17 protein-coding genes and 3 pseudogenes are annotated in these 20,662 nt (G+C 68.0%); 2 read left to right on the top strand and 18 right to left on the bottom strand.

The genetic code is table 11. The features are described from left to right. The 11 genes and pseudogenes from E1742_RS00965 to E1742_RS00925 form a co-directional block, all read right to left on the bottom strand. Complete coding sequence (locus E1742_RS00965) at nucleotides 1-306, bottom strand: hypothetical protein (protein WP_229466409.1); 306 nt, start codon at nucleotides 304-306, stop codon at nucleotides 1-3. After that, nucleotides 296-556 carry a hypothetical protein gene (locus tag E1742_RS00960; RefSeq protein WP_134382912.1) on the bottom strand — a complete coding sequence of 87 codons (261 nt, stop codon included), beginning with the start codon at nucleotides 554-556 and terminating at the stop codon, nucleotides 296-298. The genes E1742_RS00965 and E1742_RS00960 overlap by 11 nt, the downstream gene beginning before the upstream one ends. After that, nucleotides 553-3,654 carry a multidrug efflux RND transporter permease subunit gene (locus E1742_RS00955; RefSeq protein WP_134382910.1) on the bottom strand — a complete coding sequence of 1,034 codons (3,102 nt, stop codon included), beginning with the start codon at nucleotides 3,652-3,654 and terminating at the stop codon, nucleotides 553-555. Before E1742_RS00955 ends, E1742_RS00960 begins: the two co-directional genes overlap by 4 nt. A 1-nt stretch (nucleotide 3,655) precedes the next feature. Beyond that, complete coding sequence (locus E1742_RS00950) at nucleotides 3,656-4,813, bottom strand: efflux RND transporter periplasmic adaptor subunit (RefSeq protein ID WP_134382908.1); 1,158 nt, start codon at nucleotides 4,811-4,813, stop codon at nucleotides 3,656-3,658. Between the two features lie 86 nt (nucleotides 4,814-4,899). Next, a complete protein-coding gene (gene dhbA / locus E1742_RS00945) occupies nucleotides 4,900-5,733 on the bottom strand; it encodes a 2,3-dihydro-2,3-dihydroxybenzoate dehydrogenase (protein WP_229466408.1) in 834 nt (277 codons plus the stop codon). A gap of 11 nt (nucleotides 5,734-5,744) precedes the next feature. Next, nucleotides 5,745-6,599 carry an isochorismatase family protein gene (locus E1742_RS00940; protein WP_134382906.1) on the bottom strand — a complete coding sequence of 285 codons (855 nt, stop codon included), beginning with the start codon at nucleotides 6,597-6,599 and terminating at the stop codon, nucleotides 5,745-5,747. Between the two features lie 15 nt (nucleotides 6,600-6,614). Continuing rightward, on the bottom strand, nucleotides 6,615-6,887 hold the full coding sequence (locus E1742_RS27315) for an AMP-binding enzyme (protein WP_371860244.1): 273 nt from the start codon (nucleotides 6,885-6,887) through the stop codon (nucleotides 6,615-6,617). Nucleotides 6,888-7,052: 165 nt separating this feature from the next. Further along, a pseudogene (locus tag E1742_RS27310) lies at nucleotides 7,053-7,601 on the bottom strand (AMP-binding protein); the annotation flags it as partial. A 19-nt stretch (nucleotides 7,602-7,620) separates the two neighbouring features. Continuing rightward, on the bottom strand, nucleotides 7,621-8,250 hold the full coding sequence (locus E1742_RS27120) for an AMP-binding protein (protein WP_276528541.1): 630 nt from the start codon (nucleotides 8,248-8,250) through the stop codon (nucleotides 7,621-7,623). Beyond that, nucleotides 8,247-9,391, bottom strand: a pseudogene (locus E1742_RS00930) (isochorismate synthase). Before E1742_RS00930 ends, E1742_RS27120 begins: the two are co-directional and overlap by 4 nt. A gap of 82 nt (nucleotides 9,392-9,473) precedes the next feature. Further along, nucleotides 9,474-11,444, bottom strand: coding sequence for a TonB-dependent receptor plug domain-containing protein (locus E1742_RS00925; RefSeq protein WP_134382904.1), 1,971 nt, complete (start codon nucleotides 11,442-11,444; stop codon nucleotides 9,474-9,476). A gap of 175 nt (nucleotides 11,445-11,619) precedes the next feature. Here E1742_RS00925 and E1742_RS00920 point away from each other — a divergent pair, with 175 nt between their 5' ends. Further along, nucleotides 11,620-11,925: a hypothetical protein gene (locus E1742_RS00920; protein ID WP_134382902.1), complete on the top strand. Its 306-nt coding sequence runs from the start codon at nucleotides 11,620-11,622 to the stop codon at nucleotides 11,923-11,925. A gap of 114 nt (nucleotides 11,926-12,039) precedes the next feature. On the opposite strand, the gene E1742_RS00915 is transcribed toward E1742_RS00920, so the two are convergent. From E1742_RS00915 to E1742_RS00890, 6 genes and pseudogenes are all read right to left on the bottom strand, one after another. Next, nucleotides 12,040-13,470 carry a pectate lyase family protein gene (locus E1742_RS00915; RefSeq protein ID WP_206076720.1) on the bottom strand — a complete coding sequence of 477 codons (1,431 nt, stop codon included), beginning with the start codon at nucleotides 13,468-13,470 and terminating at the stop codon, nucleotides 12,040-12,042. 107 nt (nucleotides 13,471-13,577) lie between these two features. Beyond that, nucleotides 13,578-14,813 carry a voltage-gated chloride channel family protein gene (locus E1742_RS00910; protein WP_134382900.1) on the bottom strand — a complete coding sequence of 412 codons (1,236 nt, stop codon included), beginning with the start codon at nucleotides 14,811-14,813 and terminating at the stop codon, nucleotides 13,578-13,580. A 145-nt stretch (nucleotides 14,814-14,958) separates the two neighbouring features. Next, a pseudogene (locus tag E1742_RS00905) lies at nucleotides 14,959-16,328 on the bottom strand (multicopper oxidase family protein). Next, nucleotides 16,325-17,707 carry a TolC family protein gene (locus E1742_RS00900; RefSeq protein ID WP_134382898.1) on the bottom strand — a complete coding sequence of 461 codons (1,383 nt, stop codon included), beginning with the start codon at nucleotides 17,705-17,707 and terminating at the stop codon, nucleotides 16,325-16,327. The pseudogene E1742_RS00905 and the gene E1742_RS00900 overlap by 4 nt, the downstream one beginning before the upstream one ends. Continuing rightward, nucleotides 17,697-18,011 (bottom strand): hypothetical protein, encoded by a 315-nt coding sequence (locus tag E1742_RS00895; RefSeq protein WP_134382896.1) that lies wholly within the window; start codon nucleotides 18,009-18,011, stop codon nucleotides 17,697-17,699. Before E1742_RS00895 ends, E1742_RS00900 begins: the two co-directional genes overlap by 11 nt. Nucleotides 18,012-18,080: 69 nt before the next feature. Further along, a complete protein-coding gene (locus E1742_RS00890) occupies nucleotides 18,081-18,494 on the bottom strand; it encodes a hypothetical protein (RefSeq protein ID WP_134382894.1) in 414 nt (137 codons plus the stop codon). A 116-nt stretch (nucleotides 18,495-18,610) separates the two neighbouring features. Between E1742_RS00890 and E1742_RS00885 the strand changes: the two genes are divergently transcribed. Further along, nucleotides 18,611-19,453 (top strand): MBL fold metallo-hydrolase, encoded by an 843-nt coding sequence (locus E1742_RS00885; RefSeq protein ID WP_134382892.1) that lies wholly within the window; start codon nucleotides 18,611-18,613, stop codon nucleotides 19,451-19,453. Here the strand turns inward: E1742_RS00885 and nhaA are convergent. After that, a complete protein-coding gene (gene nhaA / locus E1742_RS00880; protein WP_134382890.1) occupies nucleotides 19,450-20,637 on the bottom strand; it encodes a Na+/H+ antiporter NhaA in 1,188 nt (395 codons plus the stop codon). The genes E1742_RS00885 and nhaA overlap by 4 nt on opposite strands. Between the last annotated feature and the right edge of the window lie 25 nt (nucleotides 20,638-20,662).

Here is a 20,662-nt window from a genome sequence, read left to right as displayed (position 1 = left end):
TCAGCCCCTTACCAGAAACAGCAGGCCCCAGGCCAGCAGGTTGGCGCCGCCCAGCCACAGCAGCGCCAGCATCCCGCTGCGGAACAGCCAGACGAAGCCGAACACCGTCATCCAGACCGGCGCGATCAGCCACATGACGAACTGCGATTTGTCCGGCGGGGCAATGCCGCCCGGGCCGGCCCACGCGAAGATCCCGGCCAGCGCGAACGCCAGCGTGGCACCCAGCACGGCGCCGGCAAAGGTCTTGCCCCACCAGTCCGGGCGGATCGGTGCGCGCTTGGTTTTATCGCCCATTTCAGCGCTCATGGCGGCCCTCCAGCAGCAGCGAGACGAACGGCAGCAGGCCCCAGGCCAGCATCGCCAGCACCAGCCACGCGAAGACGGCCGTCAGCGGCGTCCACGCGGCCAGCGCCGCCGCCAGCGATGTGCCCAGCAGTGCCGCGCCGGCCACGCGGGCGGCACGGGGCAGCGGCTGGCGCAACCAGCCCTGGTGGCGGTGGCTCAGGTACAGCACGGCGCAACCGGCCGTGCCCAGGATCAGAAAAAGTAAGCTCATATCGTTTGAATACCGGAAGTGGCGCCGGCGCGCGCCGGGGCGCGCGGCGCCAGGCGCGCCACCAGCAGGTAGCACAATGGAATCAGGAAGACGCCCAGCACGGTGGCGGACAGCACGCCGCCCAGCACACTGGCGCCGATGGCCCGCTGGGCTGCAGCACCGGGTCCGCTTGCCAGCAGCAGCGGCACGATGCCGGCACCGAACGCCAGCGACGTCATGACGATGGGACGCAGGCGCTGCGCGGCGGCGTGCGTGACAGCCGCCAGCGCCGTGCTGCCGGCGCGTCGCGCATGCTCGGCGAATTCGACGATCAGGATCGCGTTCTTGGCCGACAGGCCCACGGTCGTCAGCACGCCCACCTGGAAGAAGATGTCGCGCCCCATCCCGCCCAGCCACGCGCCGGCGACGGCGCCCAGCACGCCCAGCGGAATGGCCAGCAGCACGGAAAACGGAATCGACCAGCTGCCGTACAGCGCGGCCAGGCACAGAAACACGAACAGGATCGACGCGCAGTACAGCAGCGGCGCCTGGCCGGCCGACAGCCGGTCCTGGTACGACAGGCCGCTCCACGCCAGCGCCGTGCCGGGCTGCTTCGCGGCGAGTGCCTCGATGCCGTCCATCAGCGGGCCGGAACTGGCGCCCGGCGCCGCGGCGGCGGACATCTGCACGGCCGGCATGCCGTTAAAGCGGCGCAGCTGGCCGGGTCCGGCGTCCCACCGCGTGGCGGAGAACGCCGTCAGAGGCGTCATGGCGCCGCCCGTGCCCCGTACGAACCAGTGCTGCAGGTCCTCCGGCGCGGCGCGATACGGCGCGTCCGCCTGCACCAGCACGCGGCGGATGCGGCCACGGTCGATGAAGTCGTTGACATACACGCCGCCCCACGCGGCGCCCAGCGCGGCGTTGACGTCGTCCAGATCGAGTCCCAGCGTGCGGGCGCGTACCTGGTCGATATCGATGCGCAGCTGCGGCGCGTCGATGGCGCCGTCCGCGTCCACGTACATCATGCCCGGCAGCTCGCCGGCCTGCTGCGACAGCTTTGCGGCGGTGGCGGCCAGCACGGCCGGGCCTTCGCCGGCGGCATCCTGCAGCCAGAATTCCAGCCCGCCGGCCTGACCCAGGCCGTCGATCGGCGGCGGCACCATGGCGAACACGCGTGCGTCCGGCACTGTCGCCAGCGCCGTCGTGGCGCGGGCGGCAATGGCCTGCGCCGTGTTGTCGCCGCCCGCGCGCGCTTCCCACGCTTTCAGGTTGACGAACGCCATGCCGGCGTTCTGGCCGCCGCCGTTGTTGCCGAAGCCGGCAATCGTGAAGATATTGTCCACATTGGCCTTTTCCGCTCCGAGAAAGTGACGCTCGACCTGGGCGGCCAGCGCGGCGGTGCGCTCGTACGGCGCCCCCGGCGGCAACGCGAACTTCACCATCACCGTGCCCTGGTCGTCCTCCGGCAGGAATGCCGTCGGCAGGCCCACGTAGCCGTACGCCGCCAGCGCCAGCAGGCCGCCATAGACCAGCAGCCAGCGCAGCGGACGTCCCAGCATCCTGCCCAGCACACCGTTGTAGCGCCGCTGCAGGCGTTCGTGCAGGCCGCCCGCCGCATGCGCGGCGGGGCGCAGCAGGCTGGCGCACAGGACGGGCGTCAGCACGACGGCTACGATGACGGAGAGCGCCATCGCCGTCACCAGCGTGACGGCGAACTGGCGGTAGATCACGCCGACGGAGCCGGGGAAGAACGCCATCGGCACGAACACCGCGCCCAGCACCAGCGCGATGCCGGCCAGCGCGCCGCCGATGCCTCGCATCGATACCAGGGTGGCGGCGCGCTCGTCCAGCCCTTCCTCGCGCATCGTGCGCTCGACGTTTTCGACCACGACGATGGAGTCGTCCACCAGCAGGCCGATGGCCAGCACCATGCCGAACAAGGTCAGCGTGTTGACCGAATAGCCGCAGGCGGCCAGCACGGCGCACGTCCCCAGCAGCACCACGGGCACCGTCACCAGCGGCACCAGCGTGGCACGCCAGCCGCCCAGGAACAGGAACATCACGGCGCCCACCAGCACGACCGCTTCGAGCAGCGTGACCGCCACCTTGGCAATCGAGCGCTTGACGAAGCGCGTCGCGTCCTCGGGATACGTAACCTCGACGCCAGGCGGGAACGCCAGCGCGGCGATCCTGGCGCGCACGCCGGCCGCCGTCGTCAGCGCGTTGGCGCCCGGTGCCAGCAGCACGGCGAAGCCGGACGCTGGCAGGCCATCCAGGCGCGACGTGCTGCCATAGTTTTCGCTGCCGATCTCCACGCGGGCCACGTCCTCCAGCCGCACGGCAGCGCCGTCGCCGGCCGTCTTGACGACCAGCGCGCGGAACTGCTGCGGCGTGCGCAGGCGCGACAGCGCCGTCACGGTGACGTTCAGCTGCTGGCCCGCGGCCGACGGCCGCGCGCCCAGCTCACCCACCGGCACTTCCGTGTTCTGCGCCTCGATCGCGTCGATCACGTCGCCCGGCATCAGGCCGTAGTTGTGCAGCTTGTGCGGATCGAGCCAGACGCGCATCGCATAGGGCGCGCCGAAGTTGCGGATCTGGCCGACGCCGGGCACACGGCTGACGGCATCCACCACCTGCCCGCTCATCCAGTCGGCGATGTCGGCGTCGCTGCGCCGGCCGCTGCGGTCGGCAAACACGGCCACCATGAGGAAGCTGTTCTGGAGCGCGCTGACGGACAGGCCGTTCTGCTGCACGGCACGGGGCAACCGGTAAGTGACCTGGTTGACCTTGTTCTGCACCTGCAGCTGCGCCAGCACGGGATCGAGCCCCTGGCGGAACGTCAGCATCAGCTCCGCCTCGCCGGAGGAATTACTGGCGGCGTCGAAGTACAGCAGGCCCTCGACACCTTTCAGCTCCTGCTCCAGCACCTGCGTGACGGCGTTTTCGACGACGGTGGCCGAAGCGCCGGGGTACGTGGCGGCCACGCGCACGACGGGTGGCGCGATGTCCGGATACTGCGCCACCGGCATGCGCCACAGCGCCACGCCGCCAGCCAGCATCAGCACGATCGCCAGCACCCACGCCAGCACGGGGCGTTCGATAAAGAAGCGCGACAGCACGTCAGCCCTTCACCGGCCTGGCCGCCGGCGCGGCCGCCGTGCGGCCCTGCCACTCGACGGCTGTGACGGCCGCACCGGGCGCCACCTTGCTGCCGCCCTCCACGACCACCTTGTCGCCGGCCTTCAGCCCGGCCCGCGCGGCCCAGCCGTCGCCGTGGCTGCCGATGACGTCCAGCGCGCGCTGCTCGATCCTGCCGTCGCGTCCCACCACCCAGGCGGTGGCTTCATTGCGTTCGTTGTGGCGCACGGCCTGGCGCGGCAGCAGCACGGCATCGGGCTGCATGCCCTGTTCGACCGACGCGCGCACGTACATGCCGGGCACCAGCAGCTTCGCCGGATTGGGGAAGCTGGCGCGCAACGTCACGGAGCCGGTGGCACCATCCACGTTCATTTCCGTGAACTTGAGCGTGCCCTGGTGCGGGTACGGCTGGCCGTCCTCCAGCAGCAAGGTCACCGCCGCCTTGCCCGGCTGCAGGGCGCCGCTGCCCAGCTGGCGCCGCAGTTGCGTCAGCTGCTGGCTGGACTGGACGATATCGACGTGGATGGGATCGAGCTGCTGGATGCGCGCCAGGGCTTCGGCCTGTTCGCCGGCCACCAGCGCGCCTTCCGTGACGGCCGAGCGGCCGATGCGGCCCGCGATCGGCGCGCGGATCCGCGTGCGCTGCAGGTCGATCTGCGCCGTGCGCAGCGCGGCCTGACGCGCCTTGACGCGCGCCAGGCCCTGTTCATGGTTGGCCTGTGCCAGGTCGTGGTCCTGCTGCGTAACCGTCTTGCTCTCGATCAGGCGGCGATAGCGTTCCGCGATGATGCGCAGGTTGACCAGCGCCGCCTGTTCGATCGCCAGCTCCGCGGCGGCCTGCTCGGCCCGGGCCGCGTGGCTGTCGCTGCCAATCTCGTACAGCAGCGCGCCGGCCTGCACGTCCGTGCCTTCCTCGAAGTAGCGGCGCACGATGACGCCGCCCACCTGCGGCCGGATTTCCGCCACGCGCAGGGCCGTCACACGACCGGGCAATTCGGCGCGCAGCGGGACGGGTTCGTGGCGCACCGTCAGGACGGCAACCGTCGGCGGCTGCTCGGGCGGTGGCGCGGATGGGGGCTCGCTGCAAGCGGCCAGCAGGACTGCGGCCAGTGCCGGCAAGCGGCGGAGTGTGATGTGCATGTGGTCTCTTACTTGTTATTGTTACTGACTTCGGGAACTTCACGTCGGGGACAGGCCCCGATATCGGCGCCTGCCCCCAGCCTGCGCTACGCTGCCAGCGTGGCGCCGCCGTCGACGACCAGCTCCTGCATCGTGATGTGGCTGGCCAGGTCGGAGGCAAGGAACAGCACCGTGTTGGCCACCTCGCGCGCCGTGGCAATCTTGCGCAGCGGGATGCCCAGCTTGAACTGCTCCGGCAGCCCTTCGATCGTGCGCCGCATCCCCGCTTCGTCCGGCAGCATGGAACGCAGCATCGGCGTGTCGGTGGAGCCGGGCGAGACGACGTTGCAGCGCACGCCGTACTGGGCTAGCTCCAGCGCGGCGCAGTGGCTCATGCCCACCAGTGCCGATTTCGATGCGCAATAGGCCAGCATGTTCATGCGCGGTACGCGCGCCGCATTCGAGGCCACGTTGACGATCGAACCGGCGCCCTGCGCGCGGAACTGCGGCATCAGCTCGCGCATCAGGTAGAACACGCCGCTGACGTTGATGTCGAAGCTGGCCTGCCAGTCCTCCACCGTGGTCGAATCCAGCGTGCCGAGACGCAGCACGCCGGCGGCGTTCACCAGCACGTCGACACGCGGCATTTCCGTCAGCAACTGCTGGCAGACGGTGGCGATGCGCGGGCGATCGGTGATGTCCATGCTGACGGTGCGGAACGGATAGCGCTTGCCGGCAGGTCCCGCCTCCTCGCGGTCGAAACTGCGGTCGATGCCTGTCACGCGCGCGCCCAGCTGGCGGAACGCCAGCGCGATCTGGTGGCCGATGCCCCGGCCCGCGCCGGTCACCCAGACCTGGCGGCCCTCGAACTGCAAGGCGGGCGGCTCCGGCGCGCGCGGACTGGCCGCCGCACCCAGGTTCTTCTGGTCTGCGAGCATCATGGCCGCTCTCCTTATGCCGCCTGCCTGCGTTCGAGCAGCGTTTGCCACGCGTTCAGCGTCGGCGTCACGGCCAGTTCCTCGAACGACAACTTGATGCCCAACCGGTCCAGCTCCGCCACGAGGTTCATGACCTCCAGCGAATCGAGGCCGTAGTCCATCAGGTTGTCGTCCGGGCCATAGCCGTTGTCGTCCAATGCCGGCGCCAGGCGCGCGCGCAGCCAGGAGATGTCCACCGGCGTACCCGCGGCCAGCACCTGCGCCGTCGCCACCACCGCGCCACAGCGGCCGGTTACGTAGTCCAGCGCCATGCGGTGCTCGCGCTCGGAGAAGTCGGCCACCGCGTCGGCCACCATGAATGCCTGGATGTCGCGCATGAAAGCGTCCAGCGCCGTCGTCATGCAGCCGATGTGGGCGTAGACACCCGTGATGACCAGCTGGTCGCGGCCCCACTGCCGCATCAGGTCCTGCAGGTTGGAGCGCTGGAACGCGCTGTAGCGCCATTTGACCAGCACCGTGTCGTGCGGCGCCGGCGTCAGCGCGGCGGTTACGTGCTGCAGCGCCGGATCGGCGGTGGTCAGGCCAGGACCCCACATGTCGTTCAGCAGCGCGCGCTCGGCCGAACTTTGCTCGGTGGGCTGCGCCGTGTAGACGACGGGCACGCCGGCCTTGTCCGCCCATGCCCGCAGGCGGGCGATATGGTCGATCAGGGTCGTCAGGAGCGGGCTGTCGGCACCGTAGAAGCGCAGAAAATAATCCTGCATGTCGTGCACCAGCAGCACGGCGCGCGTCGGATCGATGTGCCATTGCACGCGGTTGGCCGGCAGTTCGCCTGGGAGCGGGTAGGAGGAAATCGAAGGTATCGCCATGATGTGTTCTTTCGTCTATTGGATCGTGGTCTGCGCGCGCAGCGCCACCTTGTCGGTCTTGCCGACCGCCGTCAGCGGCAGCGTGGGCAGCATGCGGAAGCGGTCGGGTAGCTTGAATTCGGCCACGCCCTGCTCGCGCAGGTACTGGCGCAGCAGTGGCGGGCGCAGGACGTCCTCGCCGTCGCGCGGTACGATGCAGGCGCAGCTCATTTCGCCCAGCAGCGGATGCGGCACCGAGATCAGCGCCGCCTGCAGCACGCCAGGATGGCGCAGCAGCAGGTTCTCCACCTCCTCGGCGGCGATCTTCTCGCCGCCGCGGTTGATCTGGTCCTTTACCCGGCCGACGACGGTCAGGTAGCCGTCCGCACTGCGCCGCACCAGGTCGCCCGTGGCGTAGAAGCCGTCCGCATCGAAGACGCGGGCGTTGTGCTCGGGCGCGTTGTAATAGCCGCGGAACGTGTACGGGCCGCGGGTCGTCAACAGCCCTTCCTCGCCGTCCGCCACTGGCTGGCCGTCCAGGTCGACGACACGCACTTCGTCGAATTCGCTCATCGGCCGGCCCTGCGTCGTATAGACCTTGTCCTCCGGATCCTCCAGCCGCGTGTAGTTGACCAGACCTTCGGCCATGCCGAACACTTGCTGCAGCGCGCAGCCCAGTTCCTGCGGCACGCGCCGGGCCAGCGCCTCGGCGAAACTGGCGCCGCCCACCTGCAGCAACCGCAACGACGCCAGTTGCGCGCGGCGCTCCGGTGCCGCCTGCAACCACAGCACCACAGCGGACGGCACCAGCGCAGCCATCGTCACGCCATGTTGTTCGATCAGCGCGAAGCAGCCCAGCGGCTCGGGCGACGGTGCCAGCACGACGGCGCCGCCGGCGCAGAACACGCCGAGCGCACCGGGAGAGCTCAGAAGGAAGTTGTGCCCCGCCGGCAGCGCGCACAGGAAGCGCGTGGCACGGTCCAGCCGGCAGATTTCGGCGCTGCGGCGCACGCTGTAGTAGTAGTCGTTATGGGTGCGCGGATCAGCTTCGGGTACCCGTGCTGCCGCCGGAGAGCTGGAAGAACGCCACCTCGCCCGCGGCGGACGGCGCGAACGCCGGCTCGCCCGCGGCGGACGGCGCGAACGCCGGCACCAGGCCTTCCTCGGCCAACACCTCTTCCAGGCCGGCGCCCAGCACCAGCAAGTGCGCCAGGTCCGGCACCAGGGCGCGCAGCACATCGGCAAAAGCGCTGTCGGCGAACAGCGGATGGCTGGCCGCCCCGATGACCAGCTTCGGTTGCAGCTGCTGCGCATAGGCCGTCAGTTCCAGGCGCTGATGGCTGAACAGCGCGTTGACAGGTGCGACACCGATCTTCAGCAGCGCGAAGAAGACAATGTAGAACTCGGCCACGTTCGGCAACTGCACCAGCGCGGTGTCGTCCTTAGTCAGGCCGCGCCGTGCCAGCGCCGCGGCCAGGCGCGTCGACTGCGCGTCCAGCTCGCGATAGGTGATGGCGCGCTCGCCGCAGATCACGGCAATCCCGTCCGCGCTGCTACCCGCACTTTCGCGGCACTGGCGCTCCAGGATGTCCGTCATCGGCAGGTCGATCCAGCAGCCCGCCGCGCGGTAGCGCTGCGCATCGTCCTCCGGCCAGGGCGTGAACGCGATCATGCCGCCTCCGCCGTGATGGCCGGCGCAGGCCGGCTGGCGCCGAGCGCGCGCAGCATGGTTCCCAGCTTGCCCTGCGTTTCCGCCCATTCGGCGTCCGGGCAGGAGTCGGCCACGATGCCGGCGCCGGCAAACAGGCGGATCCTGTTGCCCTGCACCGTGCCGCAGCGGATCGTCACGGCCCATTCGCCGTTGCCGTCGGCATCCATCCAGCCGACGATGCCGGCAAACAGGTCGCGCTCGAACGGCTCGACCAGGTCGATCAGCTTGCGGGCCAGCCGGGTCGGGTAGCCGCAGACGGCCGGCGTGGGGTGCAGAATGCACGCCAGCTCCAGCGCCGACATGTCCGGCTGTCGCAAGGTGCCTTCGATGCGGGTCGACAGATGCCACATCGCGTTGGTGGACAGCAGCGACGGCCCTTGCGGCACGTCGAGCGTGTCGCACAGCGGCAGCAGCAGGCGGCGGATGTCGTCGGTGACGTAACCGTGCTCGCGCAAGTCCTTGGGGACTCCAGCAACGCGCCGGCGGCGGCGGCATCGCTGTCGCTGTCCGGCTGGCGGCGGGCGGAGCCGGCCAGCGGATTGGAGACGATGGCCGCACCTTCCTTGCGCAGCAACAGCTCGGGACTGACGCCGACCAGCTCCGCGCCATCGGCCAGCGGCACGCGGAACTGGTAGCCGGTCGGGTTCTGCGCGGCCAGGCTGGCAAAGATGCGGGCCGGGTCGGCGGGGCCGGCCAGTTCCACTTCCAGCACGCGCGACAGCACGGCCTTGCGGATGTCGCTCAGGCCGAAATTGGCGACGGCCTGGCGGACGCCCTGCTTGAAGCGGTCCTCGCCGGGAATGCTGTGCGATGCCACGATGGGCGGCAGCGCGCCGCCGTCATTAACGGCAAAGGGTACTGCGTCACGGCTGAAGATCTCGCTGCGCTCGGGCACGATCAGCGCCGAGGGCCGGGAGGCGTCGAAGGGAATGGCGCCGATTGCGATCGGATCGGCGATGCCGGCGTCACGTGCTCGCTGCAATGCCGCGACGACGTCGCGCTGCAGGGCGCCGCCCTGCGCGGGCGTTGCGATGCGCTCGAAAACACCTTGTCCGCGCACGCTTCGGTGCGCCGACAGGAACAGTACGGGGGATGTAGCCATCGTTACCTCGCAAACTTTAAAAGACGTTTACGTTGGCTGGCGGATGCTGGCTACGTTGGGGCACCGCCCGAGGGTCAGGCGATCAGAAGTTGTAGGTCGCGCTGACGTAGTAATTGCGACCCAGCTCGAAGAAGTCGAAGTCGCGGCTTTTCTTCTCCAGGTCCACGTCCGTCAGGTTTTTCACGCCCGCGCGGATGGTGAGCTGCTTGTTCACCTTGGCGGCGAACGACAGGTCGGTGCGCGTGTAGCCCGGCAGGTCCTTGGTCAGGTAATACTGCTTGCCCGTGTAGTGCGCCGACAGCGCGGTGCTGAAGCGCTCGTCGATCTTCCAGTTCAGGCTCGCCATGGCGACGTTTTCGGGACGGTTGTCCAGTTTCGCCTCCTTGCCCGTCTCGTCGATGTAGTCGGCATTCAGGTGCGTCATGTTGGCGCTGATGGAAAATGCCGGCGACAGCCGCGCCTCGCCCTGCAGCTCGATGCCGCGCGTCCTGGCCTTGGCCACGTTGACCCAGGCGCGCGACGGGCCGGCCGGATCGTAGGTGGCGACGATCATGTCGTCCACGTCGTTCTTGAAGACGACCGCCGTGAAGTCCCAGCCGGCGCGATGGATCTCGAAACCCGCTTCATAGTTCGTGCTGGTCTCGGGCGTCAGGTCCGGATTGCCGGACAGAGAACATTTGCCGCCGCAGCTGACGGTGCGGTACTCGGTGCTGAGCTGGTACGCTTCCGGCGCCTTGAATGCGCGGCTGATGCCGCCCTTGACCGTCAGGCCGTTCGCGCCCTGCCAGACCAGGTAGCTCTTCGGCGAGAAATGGCTGCCGAAGGTATTGCTGTCGTCCACGCGCCCGGCCAGCGTCAGGTGCAGGGCCGGCGTCAGCGTCAGTTCGTCTTCCAGGAACACGGCCTTGCTGTCGGTGCTGATGCGACCCGAATCGCGGTAGGTGGCATTGTCCTTGATGACCTGGCGGCGCAGGTCGATACCGGCCGTCACGGCATGGATGCCTCGCGTGACGTTGGCGTAGGCTTTCGCGTACGTATTGTCCTCGTACAGGACGCGCTGCTGCGGCGCGTCATAGCGGCTGTTGAAGTCGTCGATGCGGGCGTGTTCGCGCGTGATGAACGCCGTCGTATTACCCCAGCCCCAGTCGGCCTTGTGCGTCGCGCCGATGGTGCCGCGCTCGATCTCCTGTTCGCGGTAGTCGCGCGTCGTCCAGTCCCATTCGGCATTGTAGTCGTAGTAGAACAGCGCGCGCGGACGGTGGTCGCGGTTCAGGCTCGCGTCGATGTCGAGCGACTGGTTTTCCGCCAGCTTGACGGACAGCGTGCCGGCCACGTTGGCCGCGCGCTTCTCTTCCAGTCGCGCGGGCCGCGTGGTATCCGAAGCGGAAATGGCATACCACGGATCGCGGTCGTAGTATTCGCCGGACAGCGACAGCCCGAACGTATCGTTCAGCGCGCCGGCGATCGATGCGCCCACGCGATACTGGTCGCCCTCGTCGCCCGGCTGCACGACGCGGTACTCGCCGCTGACGCTGCCCTTCCATTCGCGTGTGGGAGCCTTGGTGATGATGTTGACGACGCCGCCGATGGCGTCCGAGCCGTACAGCGCCGCCATCGGGCCGCGCACGATCTCGACGCGCTTGATCGAGGACAGCGCGATGGAGCTGAAGTCGAAGTCGCCACCGCGCCACAGTGCGCCGCCCGAGGACACGCGCTTGCCGTTCACCAGCATCAGCGTGTATTTGCCACCCAGGCCGCGGATCTGGATCTCGTCGCGCCCCGTGCTGTCCGTCATGTTGTTGACGCCGACCGTGTCGCGCAGCAGGTCCGGCAGGCTGTTGACGGGGGACCTGGCGATGTCTTCTTCCGTGACAATGGTCGTGAACGCGGGCGCCGAAGCGGCCGTGTGATTGCGCAGCGACGCGGTGACGACGACGACGGATTGTTCGGCGATGCCGGGGTCGGCCGCGGGCGCCTCCGGTGCCCCGGCGGCAAATGCCTGCTGGCCGATGGCGGCGATACTGACTGCTAACAGCTTTCTTGTTATGGACATTACGTTCTAGCCTGTTGTTATGAAATCTGCACTTCCCAGAACGCGAATGATACTGATTCTCATTTACTTTTGCAATGGCTATTTCGGCTTGATCACTGCGGGGCGCGGAATCACACCCTCCGTGTGCCAGAATGTGACGTACCGCCACTACAGGCGCACCGGCATGGGAGAAACGATGGACGCGACGGAACTGCACGACCGGCTGCTGGCCGACCTGCGGCGCTATGCTGCCGGACGGCGCAAGGACATCGACCGCGGCGCCGAAACCCGCGAGCTGGCCGGGCTCTTGGTCGAGAAATACGGCTACGGCCTGGCGCGCGCGTTGGAGATCTGCGGCGACGTGGCGGGCTTGCCAATGCCCAACCTGTTTGCCGAGACGGACAAGGTGGTGCTGGAGATCGATCCGAACGCCGTGCAAAACCGGGCACGGCGGTGGGATGCGCGGCCGGCGGGGCTGGACCTGCCGGCCGGTAATGGCTGAAGTCGGTTTTGTTGCTCCGCTGGCGCCGCTGTTTGCTGCCGGCGACCTCCGCCAACGCGTCGGGCACCGGCACCGGAAGGTGCCAGTCCCTGGCGGAACGGCCGCCCTCTCTTTTTAACGCACCGTCAGCTTGCCGGTGCCGGCATTGCCCAGTACGGCAGCCTGGACGGCCGAAGCGGACAGCGGAGTCACCGAGTAAGGCACGGTCCAGCCCACGGCCGAGCTGAAGCTGCACTTGTTGGCTGCGTCCAGCGCCGCGCCGTTGATCAGCGACCCCGTATCGACGATCGCGCCCGTCTTGCTGGAAGAACCCGGGTTGTTCAGGACCTGCGTGCAGGTGGACGCGCCGGCGATATCGAACGCGTTGTTCTGCGAAATGATCTTGGCCTGGTAGCCGACGCCGATGCTGTAGTGATGCGGGTAGACCTTGTGCGAGCGGCTGCCTTCGAAGTAGTTGTTGTAGATGTGCACCATGCCGAAACGCACGCGCGGCGCCCGTTCCGATACGTTCAGGAAGTGGTTATTGTTGAACGTGACGGTCAGGTGGCCGGCATCGCTGGTCGTGCTGTCGGAAGAGCCGATCAGGTTGTTCTTCGTGTGCAGCTCGAAACGGTTGTTCGATACGGTGACGTAGTCCGAGCCGTTCTTGACGTCCAGCGCGCCGTCGTGGCACTGCTTGACCTTGCCGTTGGCGACGGGCAGCGTGTCGTCGGTGATCGGCGCGTCGGTGAAGACGTTGTGATCGACCCAGACGTTTTTCGACTTGCTGATGACGACGCTGTCGAACTCCGAGTTCCAGTTGCCCGAGCTGCCGTCATTCGGGTCCCAGACCGGGCTGACGTCGCAAGGGTTGACGATGGTCAGGTTGCGCACGATGACGTTCTGTACGCCCGAAATCGAAATGGTGCCGTTGACGAGACGCGTGTCGCTGCCCGTGCCGATCAGCGTGCTGTTGCTGCCCACCTTGATCTGGCTGCGCAGGGCCTGGTCGCTGGTGCTCTTGAACGGGCCGCCGTTATCGGCCGCCGCCATGTCGATCGTGCCGTACAGCTTGATAATTTTCGGGTTATCGCCCTGCGCCTTCAGCGCAGCCAGCAGTTGGGAAGGCGAGCTGACCTTGTAGACGGCCGTCGATGGCGCAGCCTTGCCGCCCGTGGTGCCGCCGTTACGGCTGGCCCAACCCGTCGATGGGGCGGCTTCCGTGCTGGCTTCCGCGGCCGCCTGCGGCGCAGGCGTCGGCGTCGGGGTCGGGGTCGGGGTCGGGGTCGTGCTGCCTACCGGTCCGACGGCGCACTTCTTGGTCTGGCGCGGGTTCGGATCGGTACCGAACGTCGCGGTCGTGCAGGCGACATTGCCGGACAGCGTCTTCACGACGAACTGGTCCTTGCTGCCGAACGATACCGGGCGCGGGCTGCTGCCTGCCTTGCAGGTACCACCCTGGTCTGCGCACTTGGAATAGCCGGACGGCCAGTCGGCTGCCTGCGCCGCGCTTGCGGAGGACAGCAGTGCGACGGCACCTGCCAGAATCAACTTTTTCGATGTCAAGGTTTCTCTCCTAATGGGAATGCCGGAACCTTATGCGCCCCGGTCAACAGACATCATACAAGTTGATTTGGCAATCGTGCAATCTAAACAATTGTTTCCATGAAGAATTAAGTGGGCTTGTCGATGCCGATCTTCCGGCCTGCAACCCGCTGGGCCCGGTAAATGCCGCAGTGCCCAGAGCACAGATAGGCCACCACGCACGCCAGTGCCGCGTAGGGCCCGATGGCGGGACCGAACAGTTCAAGGGCCATCACGGTGGATGCCAGCGGCGTATTGGCGGCGCCGGCGAACACGGCGACAAAGCCGACACCTGCCATCATGGCGAACGGCAGATGCAGCAGCGGCGCCAGTGCATTGCCCAGCGTGGCGCCGATGTAGAACAGCGGCGTCACCTCGCCGCCCTTGAACCCCGTCCCCAGCGACACCACGGTAAAGGCGAATTTGCCGAGCCAGTCGTACACCGCAACGGGATGCGCAAACGCCTCCAGGATCACCGGAATACCAAGGCCCACATAGCGCTGCGTGCCGATGGCCCAGACGGCGATCGCGACGACGGCGCCCCCGATCAGCGGTCGCAGCGGCGGATAGCCGATCCAGTGTTTCATCGCAGCGGACAGCCGGTGTGTGGCCGTGGCGAATGCCATGCCGGCCACGCCGAAGACAATCCCCGCGACAGCAATGGCAGCCACGCCCCACGCCGTCACGGCCGGCACGGTGCCGATGGCGTAATGCGTGTGATGCACGCCCCAGGCCAGGCCCACCTGGTCGGCCAGGACGGCGGCGGCCACGCAAGGGAAGATGGCGTCATAGCGCATGCGCCCGATCACGAGCACTTCCAGGCCGAACACGGCCCCGGCCAGCGGCGTGCCGAACACGGAAGCGAAACCGGCGCTGATGCCCGCCATCAGCAGGATGCGCCGGTCCACGGGGCCCATGCGCGGCAGGCGTGACAGCTGGTCCGCCAGCGTGCCGCCCATCTGCACGGCCGTGCCCTCGCGCCCGACGGACGCGCCGAACAGATGCGAGATCACCGTCCCTGCCAGCACCAGCGGCGCCATACGCAGCGGAACGACCGTGGCCGGATCGTGGATCTCGTCGATCAGCAGGTTGTTCCCCGCCTCCACCGCGCGGCCGAAGCGCCAGTAGACCCAGCCCACGGCGAAGCCGGCCAGCGGCAGCAGCCAGACGATGGCGGGATGGGCCAGACGATAACCGGTGGCCGCATCGAGGGAGAACAGGAACAGCGCGGAGGCGCTACCGGCCAGCAGCGCGACAAGGGAGGCCAGCAGGCTCCATTTAACGAGATACGGCAGCGCCGCCAGGGGTTCGGGCAGGGTTTTCATCGGCGGCCAATATAGCATGCAGCGAAAACCGGTGACAGGCTCCAATTTCACAACCGGTGACAGGCTCCTTTTTTCCACCACAGCGGCCTGAAAACCGGAGCCTGGCACCGGTTTTCACCAAATCGGAGCCTGGCACCGGTTTTTTTTAATGATGGCCTTCGTGCCCTCCGCCCCGGCGCACGTTCATCGCCCCTTGCACCGGCCCTGCCGGCGCGCCCGGTGCGGTCGGCGCGGCCGGCACCTCCCCCGTCCACTCGTATGCGACCGTCCCCTTCGGATGGCGGTAGTGGCCCGGATCGCGGTAGTCGCCACGCGCCTGCCCTTCCCGCACCTTCAGCAGCGTGAACATGCCGCCCATCTCGATGTCGCCGAACTGGCCCGTGCCCGTCATCATTGGCAGCGTGTTTTCCGGCAGCCGCATCTGCATGCCGCCCATCGCGCCGCCCTTGTCGCCCATGACCATATAGCCCGGCACGAGGCGGTTGATCTTCTCGGCCACCCGCGGTGATCGACGCCGATCAACGTCGGCACGTCATGTCCCATCGCGTTCATCGTGTGGTGCGACTTGTGGCAGTGGAAGGCCCAGTCACCGGGATTGTCGGCCACGAATTCGATGGCGCGCATCTGGCCCACGCCGATGTCGGCCGTCACCTCCGGCCAGCGGGCCGATGGCCTGACCCAGCCGCCGTCCGTGCCCGTCACCTCGAATGTGTGCCCGTGCACGTGGATCGGGTGGTTCGTCATCGTCAGGTTGCCGGCGCGGATGCGCACCCGGTCGCCGCGCCGCACCACCATCGGGTCGATGGCGGGGAACACGCGGCTGTTGAACGTCCACAGGTTAAAGTCCAGCATCGTGTTCACCTTCGGCGTATAGCTGCCCGGCTCGATGTCGTAGGCGCCCAGCAGGAACACGAAGTCGCGGTCGACGGCGTGCTGGCGAATGTCCTTCGGGTGCGTCACCCAGAAGCCCATCATCCCCATCGCCATCTGCGCCATTTCGTCCGCATGCGGGTGGTACATGAACGTGCCCGCGTGCTTCGCGACGAATTCGTAGACGAACGTCTTGCCCGGCTTGATCGACGGCTGGGTGACGCCGGACACGCCGTCCATCCCGTTCGGCAAGATCTGGCCGTGCCAGTGCACGCTGGTGTGCTCGGGCAGCTTGTTCGTCACGAAGATGCGGACGCGGTCGCCCTCCACCACTTCGATGGTCGGCCCCGGGCTTTGCCCGTTGTAGCCCCACAGGTTGGCATGCATGCCGGGCGCAACTTCGCGCACGACGGGTTCGGCCACCAGGTGGAACTCCTTGACGCCGTCCTTCATGCGCCACGGCAGGCTCCAGCCGTTCAGCGTGACAACCGGGTTGTACGGCCGGCCGTTCGGCGGCGTCAATGGCGCGGCCGTGGCCGCGCTGCCCTGCACGGGCGCTTCAGGCAGCGACGCGGCGCCCGCCTTGCTGACGACACCCGCGCCCAGCAGCGCGGCCCCTTGCAGAAACGCTCTGCGATTGCTCATTGGTGTTCTCCGTTATGCTGTGTCGCGGGCAGCTTGCCGCCCAGTGCCGTCTCGAGGTTGCTGTCCGCCAGCCAGAAATCCTTCTGCGCTTCGATCGCCGCGTTGACGGTGCCACGCTGCTCGCGCGCATCCGCGAGCAATTCGAATACGCTGACCAGCATGCCGTTGTAGCGCAGCAGGGTCTCGTCGGAGAGCTTCTTGCGCAGCGGGATGACGACGTCGCGATAGTGCTTCGCCAGGTCGTAGGCCGTGCGGTAGGCAAAGTAGCTCTCGCGCGCCTCGCTGCGGGCATCCGTCGCCGTCGCGGCCAGCTGGTTGACGGCCTGCATGTACACGGCTTCGGCCCGCGCCGTGCGCGCGCCGCCCCAGTCGAACAGGGGAATCTCCAGCGTCACTTCATAGCCCCGCTCCTTCGGCTCGTCTCCATTGGACTCGCGCGTCCCGCCCAGTTCCAGCACATTGATGAAACGCGTTGCACGCGTCAGGCCGAGCGACGCTGCCGTCTGCTGCGACGCCAGCGTGGCGGCGCGCACGTCGAGCCGCTCGCGCACGGCTGTTTGCTCCACGTCCGCCAGCTCGCGCGGCGCGGCCGGCAGGTCCGGCAGGCGCTCCGGCAGGCGGTATTGGGCCTTCTCGCCCCACAGTCCCAGCATCCGGGTCAGCTGTTCGCGCGCCGCGGTTGCCGCCTTGGTGGCACGGGCCACATCGGCCATCGCTTCGGCATAGAACGCCTGTTCGCGGGCCTGGTCGTAGGCGCTCCAGTTACCGGCATTGCGCATGCGCTGCGCCAGATCGGCGCCGGCGTCGGCCGCCAGCGCGACCTGTTTTGCATAGCCGACGCCCTGCGTCGCGGCCACGGCCTCGACCCACGCCCGGCGCGTGTCGGCGGCCACCTGCACGGCTTCGGCGGCGACGCGCAGCTTCGTCGCCTCGAATTGCCGGCCTTCGATGCGGGAAGCCAGCGGCGCCGTGATCAGGCTGACGAGGTTGAACGTCAGCGCGCGCTCGATCGACACATCGCCGCCGCCGCGCGTGTGCTTGTAGCCGAACGAGGGGTTCTGCAGCCGGCCCGCCTGGACCAGGTCGGCTTCGGCCACGCCGAGCTCCCAGTAGGTCGACTGCAGGCGGCGGTTGTTCAGCAGCGCGATGGCGACGGCATCGTCCGCCGACAGCGGCTGCGCCAGCCGCGCCTTCAGCAGCTCGTCCAGCGCATGCCGGTCGGTGTCGCTGCGCAGCATCCGCGCAGGCGCGCCGGCCTTGGCCCGGGCGATGTCGCTGACGGCGTTCATCCCGCCATCCGGTGAGAACGAGGCGCAGCCGGCCAGCGCCAATGCCAGTCCCGTGACGCCCAACAGGCGCTGTGATGGCTTAATGTTCATGGTGGTGCTCCTGCGGCCTGGCGGCCTTTGGCGCCTCCTTGCGCTCGGGCGACGGATGCATCCGGTGACCCTGCATCTGCTTTCCGTGCATCTGGTGGCCGGCGTGGCCGCCCGCTGCGACGGCGGCATTCGACGCGGCCCAGTTGGCGGCCGGTCTGGCGTCGGCCGGCGCGGGACGGTAGTCCGCCAGCGCGGACATATAGCGGGTTGCCGGCACCGGTGCCGTGGCCTGGGCGACATCCTGCGCCTGCGCAGACGCGCCCAGCGCCAGGCCGATGGCCAGCGCGGTAATTGGTCGATTCATAGTGATACCTCAAGCTTGAACGGCCCGCGAATGCGGGCAAACCCGGTCGGTACGACCGGACGGGCTGGGTCAGGCGAGGTGTTTGGGCGGCCGTTCGAGGCCGGCGAGATCGACGGCGGCGGGCGCGGTGCTGTCGAATGGAACGGGGGCGCTGCGCGCATCCGGCAGACTCGGCGCCGTCGGCATGGCGCCGGCCAGCGGCGCACCGGTGCAGCAGAAAGCGGCGCCGGCGCATTTGGCATCGCCGTGATGCGTGCCCGGCTGGTTCTGATTGTCCTGCTGGTTCTGATGGTCGCCATGCTCCTGCGCGGCCAGCATGGCTGCGTGATCGTGCTCGCCATGCGCCATTGCCGCGGAATGCGCCGCCGCCGTTGCGGGCGGAGCGCACAGCAGCATCGTGGCCGAGGCGTATCCCTGCAGGGGAACGCCGGCCATCAGCAGCCAGAGGACAAGAATGCGAAGCAGCGCTTTCATGGCCGCCATCTTAGCATGGCCGCCGCGCGTACGCCTCAGGTTCGCCTTAGTCGAAAAACGCGATTGGCTCGCCGCTGTTATGAACTTTATTTATAATCATCGGGACACCACGACCAAAGCTCACCATGACCGCCGCCATCCAGGCTTATTTCGACGCCGCCACGTCCACCGTCACCTACGTCGTCCATGACGGCACTACCTGCGCCGTCATCGACCCGGTACTCGACTTCGACCCGAAGTCGGGCCGCACGGACACGGCATCGGCCGACAGCGTGATCGCCTACGTGCGCGAGCACGGCCTGCTGACGGCCTGGCTGCTGGAGACGCACGCCCATGCCGACCACCTGTCGGCCGCGCCCTACCTGCGCGAGCAGCTGGGCGGCCGGATCGGCATCGGCGCGCAGATCCACGCGGTGCAGAAAAGCTTTGCGCACGTCTTCGGCGCGCCACCCCGGCAGGCCGCGTTCGACCACCTGTTCGCCCCCGACGAGACCTTCGCCATCGGCACCTTGACGGCCAGCGCGCTGCACGTGCCGGGCCATACACCGGCCGACATGGCGTACCGCATCGAAAACGCGGTGTTCGTTGGCGACACGCTGTTCATGCCGGACGTGGGCACGGCGCGCTGCGACTTCCCCGGCGGCAGCGCGACGACGCTGTACCGCTCGATCCGCCGCCTGCTCGACCTGCCGCCGGAGACACGCCTGTTCATGTGCCACGACTACCCGCCCGCCGGGCGCGGGCCGGCCTGGGAGACGACGGTGGCCGAGCAACGCGCCGCCAACGTCCACGTGCGCGACGGCGTCACTGAGGAACAGTTCGTGGCGATGCGCACCGCGCGCGACGCCACGCTGGCCATGCCGACCCTGATCCTGCCCGCCATCCAGGTCAACCTGAACGCGGGCGAATTGCCGGCGCCGGAGGACAACGGCGTGCGCTACCTGAAGATCCCGATCGACAGATTCTAGGACGGGATCCTCGCGCCTGCCGGGCTGTCTGCACGCGGCGCACCCAGCCATTTCAGCCACAGGAAGCCCAGCACCCCGGCGGTGACCGTTGCGGCCAGGATCGCCATCTTCGACGCATCGATCGTCTCCGGCTGGCCCGTGAACGCCAGGTTGGTGATGAAGATCGACATGGTGAACCCGATCCCGCCCAGGAGTCCCACCCCGGCAACGTGCCGCCAGCCCAGGCCCGGCGGCAGGCGGCACAGCCCCGCCGCCACCGCCCCGAAACTGAACAGGAAAATCCCGACCGGCTTGCCGGCCACCAGACCGAGGAAGATCCCCAGGCTGTTCGCCGTCAGCAGTTCCATCGCCCAGCCGGCACCGATCGCGATGCCCGTATTGGCCAATGCGAACAGCGGCAGGATGAGGAACGCGACGGGCTTGTGCAGCATGTGTTCAAGCCGGTGCGACGGCGAGCCGGCATCCTCGTCCTTCACGGAATACGGAATCGCAAAGGCCAGCAACACGCCCGCGATGGTGGCGTGCACGCCCGACTTCAGCATCAGGAACCACATCAGCACACCACCCAGCACATAAGGCAGCAGCGCCATCACGCGCAGCAGCCGGTTCATCGCCAGCAGCGCGGCAAACACTGCCAGGGCGCCAAGCAGGTACGGGAAAGACAGGTCGGCCGTGTAGAACACGGCGATGACGGCGATCGCGCCCAGGTCGTCCATGACGGCCAGCGCGGTCAGGAAAATCTTCAGCGTGGCCGGCACGCCGCTGCCCAGCAGCGCCAGCACGCCCAGGGCGAAGGCGATGTCCGTGGCCATCGGGATGCCGATGCCGGCCTGGGTGGCGCTGCCCCCGTTCAGGCTGTAGTGGATCAGTGCGGGGACGGCGATGCCGCCCGCCGCTGCAAGCATCGGCAAAAGAGCACGGCGCATGTCGGCCAACTCGCCGCTGTACAGCTCACGTTCCAGTTCAAGCCCGATCAGCAGGAAGAACACGGCCATCAGCGCGTCGTTGATCCAGTGCTCGACACTGAGCCCAGCGACGGTCTGGTGCCAGAAGCCCAGATAGGCGGGTCCCAATGGCGAGTTGGCGAGGGCGAGGGAGGCGAGCGTGCACGCGATGAGGACGATGCCTCCGGCCTTGCTCGATTCGGCAAATTCTTTGAAGGTACGGGACAGGATATTGGGCATGGAGTAGAAACACAGGGTCGTAAGC

It is taken from the genome of Pseudoduganella plicata (assembly GCF_004421005.1).
GTDB classification, from domain to species: domain Bacteria; phylum Pseudomonadota; class Gammaproteobacteria; order Burkholderiales; family Burkholderiaceae_D; genus Rugamonas; species Rugamonas plicata.
Note: the sequence above shows the minus strand (reverse complement) of the source record. Positions and strands in the feature narration are given on the sequence as shown.